Origin of the sequence: Trichocoleus sp. FACHB-262, assembly GCF_014696035.1 — a bacterium.
In the GTDB taxonomy this organism is placed as follows: domain Bacteria; phylum Cyanobacteriota; class Cyanobacteriia; order FACHB-46; family FACHB-46; genus Trichocoleus.
Window position 1 is genome coordinate 263,391 of the sequence record NZ_JACJPK010000108.1, and the last position, 22,044, is coordinate 285,434.

Below are 22,044 nucleotides of genomic sequence, written 5' to 3' on the forward strand. Positions count from 1 at the left end.
TAATTAATCACTAAAATACCCTCAATGCTTAACTAAAAGGCGCTGAGGAAGCAGAAGCTGGATCGCCAAGGTCAATTTCTAACTCATCTTCTAGCGCATCAGCAAGCAGCCTGTCTGGCTTGGGGCGATCGGGGTCGCCTGAGCCAGCATACTTTTCCACTAGCATGAGTAACTCGTTTTCACCGAATGGTTTGGTCAGGTAGTCAGTCGCCCCGACCATACGAGCCTTGACCCGATCAATAAATCCGTCTTTCCCAGTCAACATCACAATAGGAGTTTGCCGGAAAGCCGTTGATTTGCGTAGCATGGCACAAATTTCGTAACCATCCAACTCCGGCATAGCAATATCACAAAGAATTAGATCTGGCTTGAGTTGAAATACTAAGCTCAGTGCTTTAAGAGGATTCCCAATGGATGTAACTTCATAACCATGTTGGCTTAACATGTACTCCACAGTTTTACGAATGCTTGCCCCATCGTCGATACAAACCACTCTGGGAGTTCGAACCATCTGTAGGGAAAACGGCTGCTTGCTAGCAATTGTTTCTTTGGAGGTGGGATATAGCAGTTGTACTAGCCCCTGCTGCACGTAGGGGTAAATAGCTCTGGCAACAGTGAGAATATCCCGGTTGAGATAACGGGCCATCTGTCGGACTGAGGTTTTGCCATCTGCCCAGCGGTGCAGGCTGTTGAAGGCGTTTTCCGGTAGAGCCTCTTGTAGCTGCTTGGCGTCAGCAATGATCGGACATTGATCAGGTGATTGAATGTGAGGGTGAAACTGTTTCCACTCTTGGACTTGCTTCATGATCTTGGCCACCAACGGATTAATCTCCAGAGTGGTGAGTTGAGGAGACAAAGCGGAGCCAATTTCGAAAATAAATGAACCTTGATGGAGACTCAGTAAGTCGAAAAGTGTTTCATGCACCATGCTCTGAATGATGCTACGTCCCTGAGCAGGTGTTAAAACATGATTTTCTAGCAGTGCCCACAAGTAGCCATATTCAGGGGCGTTGATCGCAGCGACCGAGGGGACGGTGACGTTATCGAGTGCGGCTTCTACTTTGTAGCGGCGGAGATAGTCACGCAGGCGAACTAAACTGTCATCCCCTTCTGCGGCATAGACAATTTGGCCATTGAGAAAAAAGACAAACCAAGACTGGGTAGATAGCGATCGCCCGAGACGATCACTGCTGATCAGGCTTGGCAGAGAACCATAGGCTTCAACACAAAGCTCACCTGTTCTTTGACCTAGCTCAATCAGTTGTAGAATGCTGCGGATGTCTATCTCGTTTAACTTGCCTTGCATGATGCAGCTATGATGCTCTCCAAAGAACAGCTTCGACGCTTGTCAAGTGGAACCCTGACTCAAATCGCTTCAAACTTCTTGCTTACCGCAGGTGTTCCTACACAAAATAATAACGATCAGTAAGAAATTAAACTTGTGTTAAAACTTTTACAAACCTCCTACGAGTTTTCTTTTATGGCAGGCCGTTACTGGTAGAACTGAACGTCGAGCGATTTTCCTCGTTCGTAACATTAAAGATTTGCTTATCAATAAATCAAAAGAAGTTTTTTGATGGTACTTAGAAATGCCTTGGAAGTTACTGCTTCGACATCACTACTAAAAATGATGCTAAATTGTGGTGATGGGATGAGTCCACTGAAGTATATATTTCAGTTTAGTTTAAGACTTCAGCAGGTCTACTGGCATCTTCAATTCTTGGCCTGAAGCCAGAATCGGAACTGTGGATTCTAAATTTGTTGCTTTTACGACAAAAATTTGATTATTCAGATCCAATAGTTTTTTCTCACCGTAACGTGGGTTGTAGGGGTTAGTATGATGGCGCTAGGCTTTTACTTCGAGTGAATAGCTCTACTGCTTCATCTCTAATGGAGCTTTATATAGCGCTACTCACTGTAAGAGTCCTTAGTAAAGTCAATGTACATTGACTTCAGGTGGCAGCAAGTTGAGAGGCAAAACAGTCTAAGGCTACGATGACGCTAAGACCGCTGCGTTTTCGGGTTGCAAAAGTGGTTAAGGATATGCCCCTCCCCAGAGACTGCTTGCAGCGAGCAACAGGTAAAAACCAATAAACTAGAGATGGTAGGAGCAGTAGACTCATCATGAACCTCTCATATTTATGTAGGTGGATTCAGTAGCGTTCCCAGCAAGAACCCCAGTGTTAAAGAATATTGCTCAACCAATGTTCTCTTCTTAAACTGGGTTTAGCAGGGCGAATGAAACTGCTGGCAGAAGGCTTATCTGACACAAGGAACTGGGCATCGACACGGAAGAGGACGATTGGCGTGCTGTATCTAGCAGAAGTACAAAAAAAGACCGGATTCATTGGTAGTGGTAAGGCAGAGCTAAAGTTGCTGGCTTGTCAGCGCTCTGAGCAGAGTTGGGCTGCTGTCCCTGGGGAAGAAGTTATTCCTTCAGATGAGGCGAATAGCTTTAACGCAGGAGCCTTGGTACTAGCTGACTTGACTGCGAATAAGCAGGTGCAGCGGCTACAGGAAGCCTCCCGCCAGCTAGTGACTATTCTGCAAAATTTCTCTCGACTGCAAGAAAAGTTTAAGACCCAGGAAGAAGAAATTGAGCAGTGGAAGCAGTCTCTGACTTATCAAAGCCAAGAGCTTAATCGCCGTGAAATGGAAATGGAAGCACGGCGGGAGCAGCTTCAGCAAATAGAAGAAGATTTTGAGCAGCTAGAGCAGCAGCGCCAAGAAATTGAGCGATCGCGAGAAGAAGCCAACCGACTCCGGGAAGAATTAGAGCGCCGCAACCAGGAACTGGAAGGAGCTTGGGCTCACCTACATGGTGAAATGCGACGCTTAGAGGAACGCCAATCCGAGATTCAGCAATCGGCGGTTCTAGATGATGAACAAGCCGGTAAAATTCAGGAGCTATTGAACCGCTTGTCTGGTTCAGTGGCTCCGACTGAATCGGCTCGCGAGCAACTGAATTTGGCCGTTGAAATCATCAATGGCCAGCAAAACATTCTGACCGAGCATTGGCAGCGACTAGAGCAACAACGGGCCAGCGCTCAACAGCTACAACAAGAAGTCGATCGCCAAGCCCAAGATCTACAAACTCGCTGGAGCGAGTGGCAACAAGCCCAGACTTCTTTGGAGCAGGCCAAAGCTGAGTTGAAAGCACAGCAAAACGCTCTAAACCTCAAGCAAGACTATGCCCAGACGCTAGGTCTGCGGCTGCAAAACCAGGAAGAGCTCCATCAGCAACTGTATCGGCTATCGGAAACTTCTGACAAAGTTAAGATTAGCCCTAAAGTTGACGTTGAAGCGCTAGAAACGATGCCGCTGGGCGAGCTTCAAGGAGTCCTTCAAGATCTTCAGCGCGACTGGGAAAAAATCCTCCGTTTCGTTAATGACCAGGAAGAAGAGTTAGGTTTTCAGCAGCAGACGATTGAAGAGGTGCAAGCTCAAATTCAGCAGGCCAGCGAGTATGACCGTCTCCGGCTAGAGACCGAGCTAGCGGATGAGCAAGACCGTTATCAAATGCTGAACGAAACCTTGGTGGGACAACGACGCAACCTCAAGGAACGGGAAGAAATTCTGGCGCAACACCAAGCTGTTTTACTGCGACGAGAAGGCAAATCAGAAGCGGTGAAACAGGAGAGTGAAATTGACCTAGCACCTGCCTTAATTCAGATTGAAAACATTAAGCAGCAGCAAGCGGAAGAACTGCAAAAGCTGGAAAACCAGATTGAACAAATGCGGGGTGCGATTCAACAAGCCCAAAGCATGGTCGATCATCAATCTAATGAGCAGACCCAGAAACAAAATGAGCTGAAGCAGCTAGAGCAAAACCTGCAAACTCAGCGAGCTAACTTGGCAGAACTGTCGGGTAAGGTCAGCCTCTATCAAGAGATGATGCAACCTGTGCAAGATCATGTAGATGGAGTACGGCAAAAGCTGGAAGCGATCGCGGGTGTACTGAATCAAGTCCAAGAAGCCAGCGACTATCAACTGCAAGCGATCGCCGAAATGCGACAAGTGCTAGTCGGCTTGATGAATACGCCAGAGTTGGCAGCTCCTTAGTCAGCCCAGTTTAGATGAGTGGGGGTGAATGAAGTAGGGCTAGAGCTGTTTTAGCCAAATCCATTCACCCTCCACTACCGCGATCGCCCCTCCCGGAAATGGGTCCGTTTGCGATCGGTTGGGGGCTGTAATCAGGTTGGTCACCTTTTCAATTTGTTCAAAATTAAGCGCCTTGGTCAGGGCTGCTTGGAGAAACTGCCGAACTACTCGTCTTTGCAGCGCGAGAGGAGCAGACCCTAGCACCAATCGATTCAAACCTCTTTGAGAGGGGTGTTGGGCTTGCTGGCGTAGCGCGATCGCAGCTTGCTCCAAATATTGCACATCTGCCTGGAGCAACTCGGTCGCTTGTGCCAAAGCTTTTTCTGCTTGCGGATTAAAGTGCTGCTGTAAGTAAGGCAGTAATTCTTGCCGAATCCGATTGCGGGCATACTTCAAGTCTTGATTGGTCGAGTCTTCCCAAACGGGTAAGTTAAACACTTGGCAGAATTGAGCAGTTTCTGGCCTCGTCAAATTTAGTAGAGGCCGCACCAGGTTAATTTTTGGGCTTAAGGCTCGCTGCCAAGTTAGAGCTTGCAACCCGTCGGCTCCACTGCCCCGCATCAAGTTGTAGAGCAACGTTTCAGCGCGATCGCTGGCGGTGTGACCTGTCACCAAGCATGAGTAATCATAGGCTTGAGCCATCTCGGTGAGTGCTTGGTAGCGCCAGGTTCTTGCGGCTGCTTCGCTAGGTAAGGCTTGAGTGGTTGTGCGTTGATAAAATTCGACTTGCCAAGTCTGGGCTAACTGTTGCACATGCGCTGTATTCGCCGCTGAGTCAGCTCGCCAACGGTGGTCGCAATGGGCGATCGCGACCTGCCAATTCCACTTGGGCTGCAAGTCTAAAAGTAATTTTGCTAGGCAGAGCGAATCTTGCCCGCCAGAGACGGCAATTAATAACCGCCGTTGTCGGGGTAGTAACTGCCGCGATCGCAGAGTTTGATGAACTTTGGCATGTATAGGTGTCCAAGTAGAAGGAGCACTCATAGACCCTAGTACGGCTAAATCATGTCAAAAAATAAGCAGCCAGCTCTTCAACTGAGAACTGACTGCAACTGCAAAATAACTTGCGGTTTAGAAGAACCAGCCGTAGCTGTGAAGTCCTTTACCCAGCAGGTTAACTCCTAGATAGCAGATCCAGACGACCACAAAACCGCTAGCTGCCAAAATTGCTGGACGCCGACCTTGCCAACCTTTAGTGATCCGAGCATGGAGATAAGCTGCGAAAACCAACCAGGTAATCAAGGCCCAGGTTTCTTTCGGGTCCCAGCTCCAGTAGGAACCCCAAGCTTCATTGGCCCAAACTGCACCCGCGATAATGCCGATGGTGAGCAGAGGGAAGCCCAAACCAATAATCCGATAGCTGATGTTGTCTAAGGTTGAGGCCAAACTGAGGCGTTGAGGCGAAAGGAGTTCGCTAGTAGCTGTTTCAGCACCAACCGCATTCAGGACTGCGGTGCCGCCACTACCGTTGCTGTCAGCAGCATAAGCTAACGCGGGTTCAGTGCTCACCTCTGAGTTCACAGCTTCTCCCGCCCGACGTAAGCGATAGGCTCCTTCGCGGAAGCCACCTGTGCCAACCGAACTGCCGTGTAACTCAATTTTTTGGCCTCTTGTGGCAATCAAAAAGGCGATCGCCAGCAGCGCCCCCACCATCAAAGTGGCGTAGCTGAGCATCATGACACTGACATGCATCATCAGCCAGTTAGACTTGAGGGCAGGTACCAATGGCGCGGAAGCCTGCATTTCGTCTGGTAGGGTTAAGGCAGCAAAAGCAGTAATCCCCATCGTCACAGGAGCGGTGATAGTCCCCACCCAGCGGCTACGGCTCATGTTCTCCGCGATCAGGTGGATGGTGGTCAGACCCCAAACTAGGAAAAACAAAGATTCATAGAGATTACTGATGGGAAAATAACCCGCTTCTAGCCACCGAGCCGCTAGAAGGGCTGCTGTGCAGAGGTTAGCGATCGCCATCCCAGTAGTGCCTAATGCTGGCAAGAGCGGAATCTTGGGAAACGCTGCCCCGATCCAGTAGATCAGCATGGTGACAAATAAAACGGCAAACGAGACATTGTCTAACTTGCCTTGAAGTTCAACCAAATCCATCGACGCTCTCCCAACAGTTTTGCAGACTGGATGCTAATAAGGCTGATCCTATCCTATCGACTCCTGGGTCTTGTCGGTAGCCTACCTATCAAGCGGCTCCTAAGGAGATGGCGTGGGAGAAACGTCTGGAGAAGGCGTAGGCGATGTGGTGGGACTAGGAGTTTCGTTAGTACTGGTCGAAGGGCTGGGTAATGGGCCTGGCTTGTTACCTTGACGCAAACGCACAAACACGTCGTAGCGAGTGGTGCGCTCGTCACTAATTGCCCCTGTGACTCCGATCGCCTGAATCGCTTTTGCCCAAACCTGACTGCTAGGAGCCAGCCGAATCAAAGCTAGGTTGCTGCTAAGCGTGCGATCGACATCAATAAAGAAGTGCCCATTATTTGGTTTTAGCTCTGCGGGTACGGTGGACTGGAATAATTCACTGGTGGCTAAAGGAGTTGCGGGCTTGGGGATAATGCTGGTAGCAACAGGCGCACCCACCGTCAAAAAGGCAACATTACTATCTAACCAACCATGACTGGCGATCGCGCCTCCAAGTGCGGGTGACCACGTAATCGTGGATTGATTGCCAACTTTGACTTCATTGACTTTGAAGTTGTACCGCTTCGCCATCACCTCATCGAGTTGCTTAAAAGCTTTGTCGGCGGCTCGGCGATCGCTCGCTTGCACCATAAACATCAAGCCAGCGGGTAAATCTGTCGGCGCTTTCTGCGGATTAGAAATTAAAGCCAGGGAAAACTCCCCATCCATCCACTTCAGCAAATCTTTGTCTAGGTCCAAACCTGTCTGAGTTTGCAGCCCCTCTCGTAGAACTTGGGGATTGGTCAGGTTAGGAGAAGTCGCGGTGTTGGCTCCCTGAATGTACTGCTCCCAAAGCTGCTTGAGATTGCCACCCGAAGCCATGACCAAAGTTTCCGCAGGCAAGCGGTTAGTCATATTCTTGGCCGCATTGGCAACCGTGTACTTTTTCTTGCTGTCTGGCTTCAACCAAGCAACACTCTGAACCTGAATGCCCTGCGGCTGCAAACTAAAGGCAGCAGTCAAGCCTTGAATTTGCTGGCTGAGGCTTTCTGGTGCAACCGGAACGGCTGAACTGGCGGAGGCTACTGCTGCTGCTGCTGGCACATTGACATATAGGTTGGCAAAGGCTTGATTGGTGCCAATCTTGTTGAAGGCGGCGGTATATCCAGGAGCGTTGAGGAGAGAAGCACCACCTTTATAAGTGTCGATCGCTTGATCGGTGATCTTGGGATCGGTCGTAACCACCAAGAAGCGTCCGTCCAGAACAGTAGCGGAGTAATTTTGGGTTGGCGCTCCCTGGGTTTCTCGGATCTGAAATCCCTTGTACTCCCGCTGCGTCCACTGAGTCCCTGCTCCAGTTTTGGGCTGAGAGAGTGCTTGCTGCGCTTGACCCGGATTGGTGATGGGTAGAACCAATACTACCGATTGCTGGCCTCCCGGAGTGGGAGCCGGCAGGGTAGGGGAGGGGCTAGCGGGTGTAGCTGTTTGAGAAGGTAGGAAGGCGAAAGTTGCTTGTCTGCCAACCCAGGGTTGGATATCTTTTTGGTAGTTGTAGCCGTTGGCAGTCAGCAGGCGATCGCGCCACTGAGCTAAGTTTTGGTCTACTAAGGCTTGGGTTTCTGGGGTGCCAAATTGTCTGAGGGTTTGCCATTGCCCTGGATCAGTCGAGACCGAAACTGCCATGAGAGCGGTTTGCGGAATGATGTTGGCTCCCACGGGTAGCTCGCCTGAGCCAGTGTTTCTCTGAGTAATAAACCAGTAGGTCGCCGCTCCCCCTGCAATCAGTAAGCCTGCTGCTCCTAGCGTTAGTGGTAGAGCAACCTTATTTTTCTTCTCGATCATGACCCCAAGCTCTCTTAGCCAGACAGAATACGCAACGCCGTTGACACTCTAGCAAAGTATTATCGGCCTGTGGCTTGCTATATCCGGATAGCTTTCCATCAGAAGTCGATCGGTTATTGCCTAGCCTTGCAAAGTTCTCTAGTGAAAGTGGGAAGATTCCAGCTATCTATTCAATTTGAGGTGTTATGCAGAAAGTTTCTATCTAATCACTCTTACAAGCATGCAATACAGAAATCTTCAGTCTATTAATAGTTATGCTGCTCAGCCCTCAGTTAAGACAATAGCCTGAAGCGTACCTCTTGGCTGTTTCAAAATAGGAATACGTGAAGTTGCTGACGGGACGTTGCCTATGAGTAGAGAGGGTACCGATCTAAACTAGTGAATGCTATTTTGATGGATAGTGTCACGTAGCACTTGAATAGCATATGTCAACACTGAGCAATGTAGATATTGAGAAAGAGATTGGAAACAATATTTATATATATCCATTTTCAAAGAATAAACTTAGAGGAGCTAGCTACAATCTTACCGCTAGTAAATTGGCATGGAGCTTGCAAACCAAAAAAAGTGTATATGACGCTCAAACTAATAAGTTGATAATCCCTAAACGATCAACAGTTCTTATAGAAACCAATGAGGCTATTTGGGTATCATTTAAAATAGCTGGAACCTACCATTCTAAAGTTGCTTTGGTTTCAAAAGGGCTATCTCATATCGGTACAACACTAGACCCAGAATACGTTGGCTCTTCTTTGATTGCTGTTCATAATCATAGCGATCAAGATGTGCCGCTCACTCCTGAAGAGGATACTTTTGTAACTCTGGTATTCCAATATGTGAGGACTGAAGCGTCTGTTAAGCCCGGAAATGATCCAGGTCGCCCAGATGTATTACGAGGTTACGATTTAAGTCCAGAGGAGGAAGCATGGTTAGATCAGGATTTTAGGAAAATTCCTGACAGATTAAAAAACAAATTGAAAGGGAGTCAAGATTTTCAAGAGGTTTTAGAGAAGCGCACTGCCTTTAGAGTAAGGCTAAGGTCTGGAGCAGTTTATATAGTTTTAGTTTCACTATTTGTTTTAAATCTCATCGCTTATGGATATTTGTCCTCGCGGAAAGAAAAAATTGCCAACCAGATTTGGTACGATCCTGCAATGAATGCTCTTTTCGGTTCCATGTTTGCTTTGCCTACTGCGCTTTTAACTAAATTACTTGCTGATATCGGAAAAAACTAACGGCAGAATCTCTTTTTATAGGTAGGAAAACAAAGAACTCCAACAGACGAGAAAGGTATAGGATCAAATGCAAAAAATAAAAGTCAAGGTCTTAAGACTAGTTGATTCTGCTAAGTTACCTAAATATGAGCATAATGATGATTCGGGCTTAGATTTGTTTGCAATTGAAGAGCGAGAAATTTCCTCTGGAGAAACTGTCCTTATAAGAACAGGTATTTCCATAGAACTACCACAGGGAACAGAAGCACAAATTCGACCTAGAAGTGGTTTTGCGCTTAAACATTCCATTACAGTACTCAATACTCCAGGAACTATTGATGCTGGTTATAGAGGAGAGATTGGAGTGATCCTTATTAATCACAGCAAGCTACCATTCAAAGTACTTGAAGGTATGAAAATTGCTCAGATGGTTATTGCACCAGTAATACGAGCTGAGATTGAGGAAGTCAAAAATTTATCAGAGACTCGTAGAGGAGAAGGCGGGTTTGGCTCGACTGGAGTTTAGTAAAAGTCTGAGTCCTGTTTTAGTGATGACAGCATAACCACCCTGTTGGAGAGCGAACGGTTTAAGAAGTCACTAGAGTTGGAGTGGCGATCGCGTTGTACAGCGTATCTCGCTGCTGATAGGGTCGGCCTAGAGAGCTAATCGCAGCTTGTAACGTATCAACTTCCATACAAGTGCCACCTTGCGCCCCCGCCATTGAGGTGATGTGCTCTTCCATCAAGGTGCCACCAATGTCGTTGCAGCCCCAAGTTAAAGCTTCTGTTGCCCCTGCTAAGCCGAGCTTGACCCAACTGGGTTGATGGTTAGGAATCCAGCGACCTAAGTAGATGCGAGCCACTGCCATCAGCAACAGAGCATCGGCTAGAATCGGTTGATCGCGGCCAACACGACGACGTAATGGTTTCGGGGCTTCCTGCCCCACAAATGGCAACAGAATAAACTCAGTAATGCCGCGATCGCCTCGGTCTTGAGCAGATTGCTGGAGCGATCGCAGCAGCTCCAGATGCTTGATCTGTTGCTCTGGCGTTTCGATGTGCCCGGAGAGCATGGTGCTCGTGGTAGGCATGCCTAAGCGGTGAGCAGTCGCCACGATTTCCAGCCAGGTGGCACTGTCAGTCTTCTCTGGGCAGAGAATGCGACGTACTTCATCGTCTAGCACTTCTGCGGCGGTTCCTGGCATGGAGTCAACGCCTGCTGCTTGTAGGGCAGCAATCACTTCGGAATAGCTTAAATTATCTTCCCGCGCGATGAACTGCACCTCCTGAGGTGAGAAAGCATGGAGATGCAGGTGGGGAAATTGGTGAGTAATCGTTTCTACAACTTGGCAATAGTAGGCTAGGGAACTGCCATTAAGTTTGGCTTCTAGATTCAGCCCGCCTTGCATACAAATTTCGGTGGCACCCCGTTGCACTGCATCTGTAGCTTTTTCGAGAACTTTGGCGTTATCCAGCCAATAAGCACCCTCATCTCCTGCATCCCGACGAAAGGCGCAAAAGCTACAGTGCTGCTCGCAGATATTCGTGAAGTTGATATTGCGGTTGATGACGTAAGTAACGGTATTGCCTGCTTGCTGCTGGCGCAATTGGTCTGCCGCTTCTCGAATGGCAGCGATCGCGGCGGGTTCGGTTTGTTGCAGCAGCGTCACCCCTGCCTCTGGAGAAATGTCGTCACCCGCTAAGGCGCGGTGCAAAATCGCGTCAACTCTGTTGTTAGCCACAAGAAATTCTTAAAGAAGGATTCAATCTTTGATCCATTGTGGCAGGGAACACTGGAATCAAGCCGAAGAATTGTGTTTCCTCTATCAAGCCCAGCGCTCATCCCGTCTTAGGTTTAGCCCCGTTTCACATTAGAGCTTAAAATTCCACGCTACTAGGAGAACTTGGTTCCCATGTCTGCTTTCAAAAAAGTATTATTGCCTGTTGCTGCGATCGCGGTTGTCGTTGGGGGTGCTGCTTACTGGTTCATGAAAGGCGGCCCCATTGATTCATCCAGTCCCGCTGCGAGTGCGGAAGTGGTGCCTGATGAAGCGCTGATGGCTACTTTCATTGCGAGTGATGCCAAAGGTTGGGACCAACTGCAACAGTTTGGCACCCCAGAGGCTCAGAAGTTTGTCGGTCAAGGAGTGCAAAGCTTCCAGGCTTCATTGCTCAAAGGCAGCCAACTCAACTATGACAAAGACCTGAAGCCTTGGGTCGGCAATGTCATGGTGGCCGTGCTACCGAGTGCGTCTGAAGGCACCCAGCAGTCGGACACTCTGCTGGTCGTGGGTATTAAAGACAAAGTTCGAGCTTTAGCCTTTGCCAATCAAGCCAAGTCCCAGCCCGGAGTTCAAACCCAAGAGAGTGATTACAAAGGCATCAAGATCTCAGCCACCACGCAAAAGGATCAGCCCAACAGCACGATTTACAGCGCCGTGCTCAGCGATCGCCTGGTGCTTGCTCACAAAAAAGCCACGGTAGAACAAGCAGTCGATACGTTCAAAGGTGCGCCTTCCTTTGCCGATAAATCCGGGGCGGCTCGACTGATGGCAACGGGCGTAGATGTAGAAAATCCGATCGCGCAGATTTATCTACCCAACTACGGCACTTCGGTCAAACAACTGATCGCCAACAGCCCGCAAGCGTCCCAAATCCCGCCACAAAGCATGCAGCAGCTAGACCAGGTGGAATCCTTGGTCGTGGGTGTGGGCGTAGATGATTCTGGGCTGCGGGTGAAAGCCAAGGCGAAAGCGAAACCCCAAGCCACCGCCATGCAGTACAAACCCGTTCCGGGCAAAGTAGTCGCTGCCTTTCCGACAGACACGATCGCCTTAGTGACTGGGCAAGGGCTGAAAGCCGCCTGGACGACGATGGTAGAGCAGTCGCAAAACGTGCCCCAGAGCCAGATAGTGGTTGACACTGTGAGGCAACAGCTACAGGCTGTCAATCTGGATGCTGATAAAGAGGTGTTTGGCTGGATGGATGGGGAATTTGGCCTAGGGGCGATCGCGCTCAATCAAGGGGTTTTGTCCTCGGTTGGGTTTGGCGGCGTGTTAGTCCTAGAAACCAGCGATCGCGCGACTGCTGAGGCTACTTTGACCAAACTAGATGCGATCGCCCAAAAGAATTTTATGCGCGTGGCACAACGCAATGTGGATGGCAAAACTATTACTGAATGGAAATTGCCACAACAGGAAAGCGTTTTGGGGCACGGTTGGCTAAATCAAAATTCTCTCTTTATCGCAGTGGGTAGCCCCCTCATCGATGGCATGACCGCCCCAGCCAAGCAGCCTCTAGATCAAAGCGCTGCCTTCAAAATGGTGACAAGTTCTTTGGCTAAGCCGAATGCAGGCTACTTTTATCTCGATATGGACAAAATCATGGCCGTGATGAATACCAGCCTGTTAAAAACTCAAACCAGCAGCATCACACCCGAAACAACTGCCATGCTGAACTCTATTCGTGGCCTTGGCATCACTGTAACGCAACCAGACAAAACCACCGCTCAGGTCGAGATGCTGTTAGCTCTCAAACCCAAAGCGGTGAGCCTGAAGTAGTTATTTGCTTTCCGCGTTACTACGTAACTGGTTGAGTTGGTCTTGAAGTTGCGATCGCAAAGCTTGGGCTTGTTGGTAAGCGTGCGATCGCTTGGGCTGATCTGGTGCTGTAACTCCTGCTTCCTGCCAAGGTTGGTAGAGCGGTTGCACCGTGTACTTGAGCCGCGATCGCATCGCCCACACGCCCATTGAGGGAAAGAGCACAAACGCTACCATCAGCAACGAAATGGGAAACAGCGGTAGTTTGATCCAACGAGCTAAGGTTTTGAAGTTCCAGGCCCAGGGGTGCAACGATTCATTGCCGATGCAAGTCACGGGCAGAATGGGGACTTGATGGCGATCGCTGACTTGAATAAAACTAGGGTCAAACGTAGTCAACTGATAGCGCTGCCGCCACCCCTTAATCAAGCCGCGCCAGCCTTCTGGGGCATAAAGTACTACCGTTTTTGTCTCTGCATTAGCTACGGCTACTTCAAAACTTTGACGCTCCGCCCTTACCCCACCTAAGACTTGAGGCCAACTCGGAGGGAGCCACCAATTCAACCAAGGATGATCAAAGAAAATAGTATGAGCTAGTGGCTGGATCACCCAGTTTCGTTCCTGCTTGAGTAACCAACCTAAACTGATAAAATCCCAGGGAAAAGCCATACCTGCGTGATTCATCACCACGACCACTGGGCCTGTGGCAGGCAAATGCTCTAACTGGTGCAACTCTGCCCGGAAATAGTGTTGCACAATTGGACGCAGGATTTCATCTTGAAATGCTTGTTGATAAGCAGGGTTAACCTCGCCTCCTTCAGATCGGGGTGCCCGACCACCGAGTCGCAACCAGCGGATCAAAGAGGCTAGGTAAAAGCCTCCCGGAATCAGAAACAGCATGTAATCCAGCCAATTCCAGCCTTCAGGATCGTCATGGTAATGCTGCCAGTGGCGATTAAACAAAATCAGCCAGCCCGGTGGATACCAGAGGCAAAACCAGTCAAACCAACTAAAACGATAAGCAGAAGGCGACTTAAGCGCAGGTGAACAATGCTGCTCCGTAGAATTGGGGCACGAATCGTAGGGAGAGTCGCTGGCATCGTTGTAGGCCGTATGATCCCAGTTCATGTTGTGTACAGAGAGCAATTCGGGAATCTGCCTACTTGGTTCGCTTCAACGATCGCATTGCGGCATTCCATCAAACTGGCTCCAGTGCGTCGGGACAGTTCTTGTAGGTTAATGCCGGGATGACTCGCTTGGGGTGCTTCTAAATACAGTTCATAGGCCACCTCTAGCACTTTAGAATTCAGTTGTAGTGGCCGAATAGTGGTTTCTAATAAGCTAAACATAGTGACATACCAGATAGCCGTATTGTCTGATATGCCACTCTCTGCTTAGCTTTAGCGTCTACCAGAAGGCCAATCTATAGCGCTTGGTAGGGCAGAAACTTAATGCCGATTGTTACCGTTGCCGTTGCTGCTGTTGGAAGCTAATACCTTCTCAGCTAGCTTTTCTGGAACTTCTTGCAGGTGATGCGCTTCCCAATGGAAGTAACCCACACCCATCGTTAGCGATCGCAACTCCACAATTAGGTCGTGCATTTCCGCCTGGGGCAAGTGAGCAGCAACCTCATCCCAGCCATGCCAACCGTCTTTGGCGGCATAACCCAAGATCTGGCCCCGTCGCCCGCTCACCAACTTCAGCACTTTGGAGGTGAAGTCAGTGGGTATAGAAATCGCGATCGCCAGAATCGGCTCTAGCAACGTGGGTTCACACTGATTCATACCTTCCTGCATGGCAATCCGCGCTGCTTGCTTAAAGGCTTGCTCCGAGCTATCAACGTTGTGGTAGGAACCATTGGTAAGAGTCACCGCGACGTCCACCACCGGGAAACCCAGCGGTCCATGTACCAAGAACTCCCGCACGCCTGTTTCCACACCCGGAATGTATTGCCGTGGCACCACACCACCCACGATCGTTTCCTTAAAGTTGAAACCTTCTCCCCGTGGCAGCGGTTTGATGTCTAGGTGAACATCTCCAAATTGCCCATGCCCTCCGGTTTGGTGCTTGTAGCGCCCATGAGAAGAGGTGGGTTTGCGAATCGTTTCCTTGTAGGGTACTTGGGGCAGATGCGTGCTCATGGGCAAGTTATACTTCCGCCGCAGGCGATCGAGCGCCACCTGCAAGTGAATGTCGCCTTGCCCCCACAGAATAACTTCGTGGGTATCTCCGTGTTGCTCCCAAGCCAGAGAGGGGTCTTCTTCTAATAGCTTGGTTAGGGCACCGCTGAGCTTCACTTCATCGTTACGTTTCTCAGGTGTGATGGCGAGCGCAAACACAGGAGCCATGTGTTCGGCTTTCGGCAGTTCAGCCGTAGGTTGGGAATCAACCGTGGTCAGCGTATCCCCGGTCTTCACACCTTCCAAGCGGCTAATGGCAATAATTTCGCCTGCCTGAACCGTGGTCATGCTGTGGGTTTGTTGCCCCATTAGGCGATACAAACCGCCTACTCGCACGCCGTTTAGCGTCATGCCATCGCTAATTGTGCCTTGCCAAACCCGCACGAGAGAGAGCTTGCCGCCTTGGGGAGTGTAGTAGGTTTTCAGCACTTGAGCCAAGGGAGCCGTAGCGCTGAGAACCGTGCCTCGATGCTCTGCCGTGGTCTCGGCATCGGGGGCCTCTCGCAGCAGCGCTTCTAATAGTGGCCTGACGCCATAATCTTGCTCAGCCACGCCAACGAAGACAGGCACAATCAAATCGGCACCCAGATCCATTTTCAGATCTTGCAGAATTTCTTCTTCGGAGGGATTAATTTCTTCCAGCAGTTCTTCCAACAAATGATCATCAAAGTCTGCCAGCACTTCTAGCATTTCCGCTCGGGCAGCCTGCTCTTCGCTCCGAAGTGCTTCTGGGAGTGGCACGGGGTCAGCAGGTGCACCCGGATGGTAGTGATAAGCTTGCTCGCTCACCAGATCGATAAAGCCCACAATCTCTTCGCCTTGGGCGATCGGGTATTGGTGTGGCACCAGAGGCCGACTAGAAACCGACTTCAGAGCCTGGAGCACGTCCATGTAGTGAGAGGTGGCGCGGTCCATTTTGTTGATAAAGACGAGATGGGGAATTTCCCAGTCATCCAAAAACTTAAATAAGGGAGCGAGGGTGAGGACGCGATCGCTCACTGCTTCACAAACCACGATCGCAGCATCGACACCAATCAAAGCGTTGTAGGTTTCTTGAGCAAATTCAACTGAACCAGGACAATCTACAAACGTAAAACGAACGCCGCCATATTCAGTACTGGCGGCGTTTATTTCCACACTCATTTGGCGATCGCGGGCTTCAGCGGCACTGTCCCCCACGGTATTACGGTCTTGCACCCGACCTTTACGATTAATTGCCCCTGTAACCGATAAAAGACTTTCGAGAAGCGTGGTTTTTCCACTCAGATAAGGACCAACAATGGCTACGTTTCGCGAACCCACCTCTACTTTGTTGTTCATAGGTCGCTCTCCTTATTTAATTATGTGAAAAAGTAAAGCGGCAATTGAGATGACTGCTCAGCTTTCAACACAGAAATCTTAACTGCTTCAAAGATTAGATTAACGCGCTTGGGATTGCAAATAGAGGTTTGTTAGTAAAATTTTATGTAACAGTCATCTTGATGAGTCTTTACAGTTCTCAAGCTATTAATTCACAACTCTATGACTTGGTTTAATCTGTAGGTTGCTAGCAATTCGGTATGAATAGAATTGGGTGAATTTTAATAGCTTGTCTATAAAAAACTCGAATTTCGCTAAAAAGATGAGTTAGCTGCCGTATCTTCTCATCTGGCGATCGCGGCTGAATGGGATAGAGAAAATTCATGGTAGACAGCTATTTTGACTGCGCAGATGGTTGGAGCAAGGCAGAGTTAAGCCTTTGATTTGACTAAGTGCAATAACAGCTATAGATTTGAACATTGCTTTAATTTTCTTCGAATTGTTGCATAGCCCTGCTGAAACTGCATGCCTCTTCCTCCACTTCAATCCAAAACCCTAGTTGCAACTACCAAACTTAACTGGAAGCTTCTAAATAGTAAAAAATTTTGGTTGATTTTAAGCTTGGCGGCAACAGTTTATTTCGGTTTGATTTCATTGGCCGATTCGCTGAGCCAGCCCTATCTGATTCAAGATGATGCTCGTTTGCATGTAGTTTGGTTAGAACGATTTTCTAATCCAAATTTATTTCCGAATGATTTGATTGCTAATTATCTAGAATCTATTGCTCCTATAGGCTATAAAAGTTTTTATTGGGCGATGAACCAACTAGGAGCCGAGCCTTTAGTTATAGCTAAGTTTCTACCTTTATTTTTGGGGCTAATTGCTAGTGTCTATGGCTTTGGTACAGCTCTGCAATTATTTCCAGTTCCTATCAGTGCTTTTCTATCCACACTCATTCTTAATCAGTCCTGGTGGCTTAATGACGATTTAATTTCTGCCACTTCCCGTTCCTTTTTATATCCAATTTTCTTGGCATTCTTGTATTACTTGCTAAAGCGATCGCTCGTTCCCTGCCTGCTCGCGATCGCGCTGCAAGCCCTGTTTTATCCCCAAATGGCCTTACTCCAAATTGCCATTCTTACGGTACGGCTGTGGCGCTGGCACAAAGGCCAATTGCGTTGGGTAGGCGATCGCCAAACTTGGATCTTGTGGAGCTTGAGCTTAGTCATCGCTCTCTTCGCCTTGTGGCCTTTTGCCCAGCAAGCTGCCGAATTTGGCCCCATTGTTACAGCGGCTCAGGCTAAACTCATGCCAGAGTACGGTGTAGATGGTCGTGCCCAGTTCTTCATCCCAAATTTGTTCACCTTTTGGTTTGTGGGGGATAGCGGCATCCGGTTGCCGTTGCATCCACCTGTCATTTGGGCTGGAGCGTTCCTGCCATTATTACTGCGCTATCCGTCGGCGTTAGTTCGCCAAGTTTCCAGCCAAATTAAGCTACTGGTTCAAGTGCTCATCGCCTCAGTGGGACTGTTTGGCTTGGCACACGTGGTTTTCTTGAAGTTGCACTTTCCCGGTCGCTATATGGAGTACAGCCTCCGGATAGTCATGGCTTTAGCCGCAGGAATTACCTTAGTGCTACTTGCAGAAACAGGTCTACGCTGGCTGGTTCAGATGCGACGAAGCCGAACAGCTTTGAACCTGTGGCAGCGGGGTTGTTTAGGGTTGGTGGCAATCTTGGCGATCGCTTCTCTTGTGGTTCCAGCCGTACCCAGTATTTTTTTGAGCACTCACTTGCAAGTTAAAGGTCGGGTGCCTGAGATATATGAGTTCTTGGCTCAACAGCCCAAAGATACGCTGATTGCTTCTTTAGCGGAAGAAGCTAGTAATCTGCCTGCTTTCGCCAAACGCTCTATTTTAGTGGCCCGAGAATTTGCTTTTCCTTACCACTTGGGTTACTACAGCCAAATTCGCCAACGAGCAATCGATTTGGTGCAAGCCCATTACAGCCCTGAGCTTCAGGACGTGCAGCGCTTCATTGCGAAGTATGGGGTTGATTTTTTCTTAATTGAGCAGGATGCTTTTACACCAGCATACTTAATGCCAGGACCAAGGTGGCAGCGTTGGCTGCATCAATACCAACCTGTTGCATCAGAGGCGATCGCTCGTTTACAACAAGGACAAACGCCTGCCTTAGCTCAATTCATGGATCAATGTTCCGTTCTTCAAACCAAGCAGTTTACAGTGCTAACAGCAGCATGTTTGATGGGAGTTCAGCCTGGATGAAAAACCACAATCAATTTGTCTATAAGTTGGGTTGGCTGGGTGTGGCTGTGCTGATCCAGCTAGGATTACTGCACAGCAATTGGAATGGGCAGATGAGGGCATCATTAGTCGCTCAAGCTCAATCTACCCAAACAGCCGAGGAAGTCATGCAGCAAGGGTTGCGAGCAATTCAGCAAGGTAGGCTAGAACCCGCGATCGCAGCCTTTCAGCAAGCGGCTCAGCTCAACCCTAGCTTGGCAGCAGCTCACTACAACTTGGGGTTGGCACTCCGACAAAAAGGTGAGTTGCAACCTGCTGCTAATGCGTTTTATCAAGCGGCTCAAGTAGACCCCAAATTTGCTCTGGCTTATGCCAATTTAGGCGCAGCGTTGTTGGAAGGTAACAATTTACAGCAAGCCAAGGAATATTTGCAGCGATCGCTAGAAATCGATCCCAAACTCGGCTTGGCTCATTACAACTTGGGCTTGGTGCTGGAACAGCAAGGGGCTCTAGACCAGGCGATCGCCACCTTCAAGCGGGCACAACAGCTTAGCCCAACCGCTCCCGAACCTGCCTATCATCTTGGGGTAGTTTACATGCAGCAGGGCAAGATGTCTGAGGCGATCGCGGTTCTGCGTGAGGCGATTAGAATCAGCCCTAAGTATCCAGAAGCGCATTACAACTTAGGGTCTGTTTTGCTGAAGCAAGGGCAGCTATCAGAAGCTTTAGTGGCTTTTCGCCAAGCGGCAGAGGCTAATTCTAACTACGCCAATGCCTACTATGGTGCGGGGTTAGTGTTTCTGCGGCAAGGGCAATACAAAGATGCCCAACAGGTCTTGCAGTACGCCAAAGACCTGTACAGCGCTCAAAACAATACTGCCTGGGCCGCAAATGCTGAAAAGCAACTGCAACAGGCTCAGGCAGGTAGTGCGTCAGCACCTTGAAATAGAGATTAAGGCTGAGGCAGAGTTAGTTGAATGAATCTAGATCCAGCGCTTGTGAGCCACCCTGTTCTAGCTGGATCAAAATCTTGCCCAACTGCGACCAAACTAGCCAACTCGTGAAAATTGATAAGGGAAGAGAGAGGGCGTAGGACAATTTGGTGCTAAAACCAAAAATTTCCATCCCAGAACCTAGAAAGAGACAGGCACCTGCGGTAATTCCCAAGAAAGGCACAAACAGCTGCATGCCTTGCAAAGCGGCTAGGGTGCGAGTGGAGCGATTCTTGGCCCAATCTTGCACCGCTTGCTTTAGAGTTGCTTCAAACGCGACCCCAGAAGTAATGCTGATCAGGAGGCCAGCAACCAGTAAGAAGTAGGGCGGGTCAGGGAAAGTAAACACAGAAAACTCCTAATATGCAGTTGCTGACGCTCAATTGTATCAATCTATGGATATTCCTCAATTTTTAGTGATTTTGAGGAGTCTGCCAACTAGCAAAGGGAATCGTGGGTAGTAGCGCCGCCGCTCCTTGCATGGAGGCTCCAGCTAATGCTCCCCAAGCCGCACTAAAAAGGCGGGCAGGCTTGAGTTCGTCTTTAATCAAGTTCCAGAGCCGCTGAACTTCCTCGGTGTGCAGGCGATCGTCCTCAATCAGAGCGAGAATGAGCTGTTGGCGTAGGAAGTTGGCTTCTGGCGACAGCAAATATTGCAGACCGAGTTGAGCCGTCGGTAGTAAATCAAAGTTAGTATCAGAGCGGGCGATCGCGATTAGATCTTCCAGTCGCTGCCACTGAAATCTACCATCCTTGAACAGCACATCAATTAGCCTACGCCGCAGCTCAGGTGATTCTCCCTTCAACAACCGCTGAGCCACATAGGGATAAGCAACATCCACAATTTTGAAGCCAGCATTGAGGCTCAGCGCCAATCCTTCTTGTGTCACCAACGAACGAATAATCAGAGCAAACTTGGCAGGCACCCGGAACGGATAGTCGTACATCAGTTCCGAGAATTTGTCCGTGATAGTTTTGAAGTTGAAGTCGGCTACGCTTTCGCCCATGATATCGCCCAACACACTTTCTAGCGCTGGGACAATCGGCCAGATATTGGTGTTGGGAGCGAGAAAACCGAGTTTAACAAAGTCTGCGGCTAGCTCCACGTAATCTTTATTGATCAGATGCACCACCGCGTCCACCAAGGTTTCTTTGTTGGTTTCGCTTAATTGGTCCATCATGCCGAAGTCAATGTATGCCATGCGACCATCGGGCATGGCAAACAAGTTGCCAGGGTGCGGGTCGGCGTGGAAGAAGCCAAACTCTAGAAGCTGACGTAAACCAGAGGTCACGCCAATGCGGATTAAGGTATCTGTATCTAAACCTGCGGCTTTAATGCTTTCCGTGTCAGTGAGCTTAAAGCCGTGAATCCACTCCAGCGTCAAGACATGGGTATTGCTGTAGCTCCAATAGATACTGGGGACTTTTACCGTGGGGTCGTCACGGAAGTTATCAGCAAACTTCTCGGCGTTGTAACCTTCGTGCAAATAGTCAATTTCCTCAAACAGCTTGGTACCGAACTCATCCACGATTAAGGTGAGGTCGTGCCCTAAATTGAGAGGGAGCCAAGGGCCGAGCCAAGCGGCACCCCAGCGCATTAAGTACAGATCTAGTGTCAGCGTAGGCAGCAAATTGGGCCGCTGCACTTTGACCGCAACTTCTTCTCCGCTGTAAAGGCGTGCCCGATATACCTGACCTAAGCTGGCAGCCGCGATCGGTTCTGGTGAAATCTGAGCGTAGATCTCGTCAACTGCGTAACCTAGCTCTTCCTGGATAATGCCAAAGGCGATCGTGGTTGGGAAGGGTGGTAACTGGTCTTGTAGCTTCACCAGTTCTTCTAAAAAGTCTTTCCGCACTAAGTCGGGTCTAGTAGAAAGCGCTTGCCCTACTTTGATGAAGGTGGGACCCAAGCGAGTTAGCAGAATCCGGAGTTGAGCAGCCCGCTTAAATTTATTGGCTTCGGTGCGGTGCTGCCAATCATCGAACTTCAAGCCCAGGACAAACCAGGCAAAAGACCAAAGAATATTAAGAGCACGCCAGATAGCTTGGAGAGGGCGATAGCGGTAGTGACGGGCGATCGCCTGAGCATCATACTTGCGAGTGGAGAGCGGTTTTTCGCGGTGAGCCCGCCAGCCAAGGTCGGTGGAACGCGGTTGTGTTTCTGCTGTAGAAACCAGTTGATGCTGACTCACGCCTCTTTACGCCTCTTTTGTGCGGGATTTAACGTCTCAAAAGCCTGACAGTCGCCGCAACATCTACATCTTGAGCTGTCACTCGGCCTGCCCAGTACCTACTGATCTTCGACTGAAATCGACGGGTAACCACCTAAGCTGCGATTAGGTCAGACCCCTGAATCTTCTTATCTTTTTATTAACTATAGTATAGGAAACTACAAACAACTGGGATACGACCGCGGGTAGCGTTAAGTTTTGTGTCGCAGATCACTGCAATTAGCGTGAACCTCTGAGTAGTAAAAGTTCAGCAACCT

At 49.2% G+C, this 22,044-nt stretch carries 16 protein-coding genes; 6 read left to right on the top strand and 10 right to left on the bottom strand.

What is annotated here, in order from left to right; genetic code table 11:
* Positions 1 to 28 precede the first annotated feature (28 nt).
* Positions 29 to 1,306: a response regulator gene (locus tag H6F68_RS26790; RefSeq protein WP_190563754.1), complete on the bottom strand. Its 1,278-nt coding sequence runs from the start codon at positions 1,304 to 1,306 to the stop codon at positions 29 to 31.
* 1,001 nt (positions 1,307 to 2,307) lie between these two features.
* On the opposite strand from H6F68_RS26790, the gene hmpF reads away from it, so the two are divergent.
* Entirely contained in the window at positions 2,308 to 4,062 is a 1,755-nt protein-coding gene (gene hmpF, locus H6F68_RS26795; protein ID WP_190563756.1) for a pilus motility taxis protein HmpF, read from the top strand.
* Positions 4,063 to 4,101: 39 nt separating this feature from the next.
* Here hmpF and tilS read toward each other — a convergent pair whose 3' ends face one another.
* The 3 genes from tilS to H6F68_RS26810 all read right to left on the bottom strand — a co-directional run bounded on the left by tilS (position 4,102) and on the right by H6F68_RS26810 (position 8,070).
* A complete protein-coding gene (tilS, locus tag H6F68_RS26800) occupies positions 4,102 to 5,085 on the bottom strand; it encodes a tRNA lysidine(34) synthetase TilS (protein ID WP_190563758.1) in 984 nt (327 codons plus the stop codon).
* A gap of 87 nt (positions 5,086 to 5,172) precedes the next feature.
* The gene (gene ccsB / locus H6F68_RS26805; protein ID WP_190551354.1) at positions 5,173 to 6,204 is read right to left on the bottom strand and encodes a c-type cytochrome biogenesis protein CcsB; all 1,032 of its coding nucleotides are present in this window, start codon (positions 6,202 to 6,204) and stop codon (positions 5,173 to 5,175) included.
* A 99-nt stretch (positions 6,205 to 6,303) separates the two neighbouring features.
* A complete protein-coding gene (locus H6F68_RS26810; protein WP_190563760.1) occupies positions 6,304 to 8,070 on the bottom strand; it encodes a DUF3352 domain-containing protein in 1,767 nt (588 codons plus the stop codon).
* Between the two features lie 425 nt (positions 8,071 to 8,495).
* On the opposite strand from H6F68_RS26810, the gene H6F68_RS26815 reads away from it, so the two are divergent.
* Together H6F68_RS26815 and dut are read left to right on the top strand one after the other, a co-directional pair.
* Positions 8,496 to 9,305: a dCTP deaminase domain-containing protein gene (locus tag H6F68_RS26815; protein WP_190563762.1), complete on the top strand. Its 810-nt coding sequence runs from the start codon at positions 8,496 to 8,498 to the stop codon at positions 9,303 to 9,305.
* Positions 9,306 to 9,372: 67 nt separating this feature from the next.
* Complete coding sequence (gene dut, locus H6F68_RS26820; RefSeq protein ID WP_199300374.1) at positions 9,373 to 9,810, top strand: dUTP diphosphatase; 438 nt, start codon at positions 9,373 to 9,375, stop codon at positions 9,808 to 9,810.
* 61 nt (positions 9,811 to 9,871) lie between these two features.
* Here dut and cofH read toward each other — a convergent pair whose 3' ends face one another.
* Complete coding sequence (gene cofH, locus H6F68_RS26825; RefSeq protein WP_190563764.1) at positions 9,872 to 11,026, bottom strand: 7,8-didemethyl-8-hydroxy-5-deazariboflavin synthase subunit CofH; 1,155 nt, start codon at positions 11,024 to 11,026, stop codon at positions 9,872 to 9,874.
* 171 nt (positions 11,027 to 11,197) lie between these two features.
* Here cofH and H6F68_RS26830 point away from each other — a divergent pair, with 171 nt between their 5' ends.
* On the top strand, positions 11,198 to 12,844 hold the full coding sequence (locus tag H6F68_RS26830) for a DUF3352 domain-containing protein (protein ID WP_190563766.1): 1,647 nt from the start codon (positions 11,198 to 11,200) through the stop codon (positions 12,842 to 12,844).
* Here the strand turns inward: H6F68_RS26830 and H6F68_RS26835 are convergent, their stop codons facing one another.
* The 3 genes from H6F68_RS26835 to H6F68_RS26845 all read right to left on the bottom strand — a co-directional run bounded on the left by H6F68_RS26835 (position 12,845) and on the right by H6F68_RS26845 (position 16,323).
* A complete protein-coding gene (locus tag H6F68_RS26835; protein WP_190563769.1) occupies positions 12,845 to 13,951 on the bottom strand; it encodes a 1-acyl-sn-glycerol-3-phosphate acyltransferase in 1,107 nt (368 codons plus the stop codon). It lies immediately after the preceding gene.
* Positions 13,948 to 14,172, bottom strand: coding sequence for a hypothetical protein (locus H6F68_RS26840; protein WP_190433079.1), 225 nt, complete (start codon positions 14,170 to 14,172; stop codon positions 13,948 to 13,950). The genes H6F68_RS26835 and H6F68_RS26840 overlap by 4 nt, the downstream gene beginning before the upstream one ends.
* A 99-nt stretch (positions 14,173 to 14,271) precedes the next feature.
* Complete coding sequence (locus H6F68_RS26845) at positions 14,272 to 16,323, bottom strand: elongation factor G (RefSeq protein ID WP_190563771.1); 2,052 nt, start codon at positions 16,321 to 16,323, stop codon at positions 14,272 to 14,274.
* A gap of 600 nt (positions 16,324 to 16,923) precedes the next feature.
* On the opposite strand from H6F68_RS26845, the gene H6F68_RS26850 reads away from it, so the two are divergent.
* A complete protein-coding gene (locus tag H6F68_RS26850) occupies positions 16,924 to 18,585 on the top strand; it encodes a hypothetical protein (protein ID WP_190563773.1) in 1,662 nt (553 codons plus the stop codon).
* Positions 18,582 to 19,508, top strand: coding sequence for a tetratricopeptide repeat protein (locus H6F68_RS26855; protein ID WP_190563775.1), 927 nt, complete (start codon positions 18,582 to 18,584; stop codon positions 19,506 to 19,508). The genes H6F68_RS26850 and H6F68_RS26855 overlap by 4 nt, the downstream gene beginning before the upstream one ends.
* A gap of 25 nt (positions 19,509 to 19,533) precedes the next feature.
* On the opposite strand, the gene H6F68_RS26860 is transcribed toward H6F68_RS26855, so the two are convergent.
* Together H6F68_RS26860 and H6F68_RS26865 are read right to left on the bottom strand one after the other, a co-directional pair.
* Positions 19,534 to 19,905, bottom strand: a complete 372-nt coding sequence (locus tag H6F68_RS26860; protein WP_190433085.1) for a hypothetical protein — start codon at positions 19,903 to 19,905, stop codon at positions 19,534 to 19,536.
* A gap of 64 nt (positions 19,906 to 19,969) precedes the next feature.
* Positions 19,970 to 21,748 carry an ABC1 kinase family protein gene (locus H6F68_RS26865; protein WP_399315245.1) on the bottom strand — a complete coding sequence of 593 codons (1,779 nt, stop codon included), beginning with the start codon at positions 21,746 to 21,748 and terminating at the stop codon, positions 19,970 to 19,972.
* Between the last annotated feature and the right edge of the window lie 296 nt (positions 21,749 to 22,044).

Excerpts from the sequence above, each read along its gene's own strand:
- H6F68_RS26790 (WP_190563754.1), bottom strand. The coding sequence starts at position 1,306 with ATGCAAGGCAAGTTAAACGAGATAGACATCCGCAGCATTCTACAACTG.
- tilS (WP_190563758.1), bottom strand. The coding sequence starts at position 5,085 with ATGAGTGCTCCTTCTACTTGGACACCTATACATGCCAAAGTTCATCAA.
- H6F68_RS26840 (WP_190433079.1), bottom strand. The coding sequence starts at position 14,172 with ATGTTTAGCTTATTAGAAACCACTATTCGGCCACTACAACTGAATTCT.
- H6F68_RS26855 (WP_190563775.1), top strand. The coding sequence starts at position 18,582 with ATGAAAAACCACAATCAATTTGTCTATAAGTTGGGTTGGCTGGGTGTG.
- H6F68_RS26815 (WP_190563762.1), top strand. The coding sequence starts at position 8,496 with ATGTCAACACTGAGCAATGTAGATATTGAGAAAGAGATTGGAAACAAT.
- H6F68_RS26810 (WP_190563760.1), bottom strand. The coding sequence starts at position 8,070 with ATGATCGAGAAGAAAAATAAGGTTGCTCTACCACTAACGCTAGGAGCA.
- dut (WP_199300374.1), top strand. The coding sequence starts at position 9,373 with ATGCAAAAAATAAAAGTCAAGGTCTTAAGACTAGTTGATTCTGCTAAG.
- H6F68_RS26845 (WP_190563771.1), bottom strand. The coding sequence starts at position 16,323 with ATGAACAACAAAGTAGAGGTGGGTTCGCGAAACGTAGCCATTGTTGGT.
- H6F68_RS26835 (WP_190563769.1), bottom strand. The coding sequence starts at position 13,951 with ATGAACTGGGATCATACGGCCTACAACGATGCCAGCGACTCTCCCTAC.
- H6F68_RS26830 (WP_190563766.1), top strand. The coding sequence starts at position 11,198 with ATGTCTGCTTTCAAAAAAGTATTATTGCCTGTTGCTGCGATCGCGGTT.
- ccsB (WP_190551354.1), bottom strand. The coding sequence starts at position 6,204 with ATGGATTTGGTTGAACTTCAAGGCAAGTTAGACAATGTCTCGTTTGCC.